1 protein-coding gene and 1 pseudogene are annotated in these 1751 nt (G+C 42.4%); both read left to right on the forward strand.

Annotation, left to right across the window (positions count from 1 at the left end; all coding sequences use genetic code 11):
• Nucleotides 1-171 precede the first annotated feature (171 nt).
• Nucleotides 172-639: a cold shock domain-containing protein gene (locus tag ELS82_RS24665; protein WP_134837732.1), complete on the forward strand. Its 468-nt coding sequence runs from the start codon at nt 172-174 to the stop codon at nt 637-639.
• Nucleotides 640-1369: 730 nt separating this feature from the next.
• A pseudogene (locus tag ELS82_RS24680) lies at nt 1370-1603 on the forward strand (SH3 domain-containing protein); the annotation flags it as partial.
• Between the last annotated feature and the right edge of the window lie 148 nt (nt 1604-1751).

Genomic DNA, 1751 nt, shown 5'->3' on the forward strand with positions numbered 1-1751 from the left:
ATCACCACACTTCCAACTAAACGGCTAACAAAGCGTTTAAGACAGATTCCCAACGCCTAGCATTTTTAGTGCTATCGTTGGGTTTTGTGTTTACGGTGGTCTGGTTAAGTTATGTGGTAGCGTTGCTCACTACTTAACGCGGCGTTATATCACTTCGAGGAAACAACAAGTATGAAAGGTGAAATTGTTCGGTGGGTTGATGAGCGTGGTTTTGGTTTCATCAACTCTGATGCCTACCCAGGTGACATTTTCGTTCATGTATCGAAGTTTAAGAAGGGTTACAGGCGTCCCAAAACCGGCGATAAAGTAGAGTTTCAGATCGAAGTAAGCAACGGCAAAACTAGCGCTCATAATGTCTTGCTTGTTGGTGTTGAACCTATCAAAAACAGTTCGTCATCATCTATATTATCTGTTGTGCTAATTGGCTTAGCTCTAGGTGTCTTTGGCTACTTTGCTTTTGAAAAGCTCTTTACTACTCCTGAATATGAAAATATGGGGTTTGTATGCGAGGGTAAGACTCGCTGTAGCCACATGACATCTTGCAATGAAGCAAAGTTCTATTTAGCAAACTGCCCCAATGTGAAAATTGATGGGGATCGTGATGGCTTGCCTTGTGAAATGCAGTGGTGCACTAATTAGGGCGTGATATAACAAACTGTTTAAGAGGGATTCCCAACGCTTGGGATTTTTGGTTAAAAATTGGCTATTGTGATTATGGTGGTAATTTTAGGTTAGGTGGTAGCGTTGCTCACCCCTTAACAGGGCGTTATGTTTACTTGTATTTCAAAGGCTTAAAGGTCTTAGGCTCTAGTTCTTTGTCCCTCTGGCAATTCGTCCCTAGTAGACTCAGCAAATCCGCATTATCGGTCTAAGTTCTTAAATCTCTCAGCCCGTAAAACATGCCAATGTTCGTGGGTTGCTTCATTGTCAGGTCGTGGCGGTTGGCTTCTGGTTTAACTGGCTCAAAGTAGTTTTTAGGTTCTTAGCCAATTAGCATTTTAGCTTCGCAGTTGCCTCGGCAATTGAACATTGTCTTACGCTTTGGTTGGGAAGAAAGGGCGCTTGTTGTAACTCGGTCGGGTTGCCTCATTGGGCAGGGAAGTGGACTTACTGGTTTTGGGTTGGTCGCCTTTGGGGGGTAAGTCGGTTCTTGCCTTGTGGTTTAGCTCAGAAAACCAGTCAGAAATAGCAGTTCTTTCTCAAGTAAATCATGTATTTGTGGTAAAACATAACAAGCAATTTAAGAGGGATTCACAACGCTTGGCATTTTTGCTTCTACTTCAGTTTTAGTGTTTATGGCACAATGCTTTAGGTTTGGGTGGAGGCGTTGTTCACCCCTTAATTGGGCGTTATGTACTTTGGAGAAAATATGGAAGTTGTTACTACTGAAAAACACGTCTCAGAATATCCCAATCCGTTTTATTTGAAGCAAGGTGACAAAGTAGCTCTAGGTACAATTGACGACGAGTTTCCCAACTGGATCTTTATAACCAGTGTCGAAGGGGAGCAGGGTTGGGCTCCAGTTCAATATATCGAGAAGATTGAAGGAATCTCTGAAGGTATCTTGCTTGAAGACTATGACAATGTTGAGCTTAATACTGTCAGAAGTGGCTCCCGATTTTCGGACATGACTTTAAGTGATTGATCTGTTTTGATAGTACCTAAAAATACTGGAACAGATTATGACTAGAAAACGTAGAAACCACTCACCCGAATTTAAAGCTAAGGTGGCGCTTGATGCTGCTAGAGGT

It is taken from the genome of Vibrio ouci (assembly GCF_004551525.1).
Taxonomy (GTDB): Bacteria; Pseudomonadota; Gammaproteobacteria; order Enterobacterales; family Vibrionaceae; genus Vibrio; species Vibrio ouci.

What these genes read in the sequence shown, in the direction of transcription:
- ELS82_RS24665 (WP_134837732.1), top strand. Translation starts at nt 172, where the DNA reads ATGAAAGGTGAAATTGTTCGGTGGGTTGATGAGCGTGGTTTTGGTTTC.